Genomic DNA, 249 nt, shown 5'->3' on the forward strand with positions numbered 1-249 from the left:
GTCTATGCTTGAGCGTTTAGATGTTGAACTTGGCGACACGTTAACGTTTTTAATTGGTGCGCAGTCGTTTGACGCTAAAATTACCAGTGTGCGTAAAGTAAACTGGGCCACCCTTAAGCCAAACTTTTTTATTATTTTAAGTCCTGATGTGCTCAAAGACTTTCCGGCAACCTATATATCGTCGGTACGTATTGAGCCTGATCAAAAACGCGACTTTAGTCAATTGCTGCGCAGCTACCCAACGGTTAC

Annotated in this window: 1 protein-coding gene; it reads left to right on the top strand. The window is 43.0% G+C overall.

The window, feature by feature from the left end:
- A partial coding sequence (locus tag AAEY72_RS15845) for a hypothetical protein (protein WP_352311606.1) occupies positions 1 to 249 on the top strand: 249 nt, incomplete at both ends.

The sequence above is a fragment of the Psychrobacter sp. W2-37-MNA-CIBAN-0211 genome, from assembly GCF_040309405.1.
Lineage (GTDB): Bacteria > Pseudomonadota > Gammaproteobacteria > Pseudomonadales > Moraxellaceae > Psychrobacter > Psychrobacter glaciei.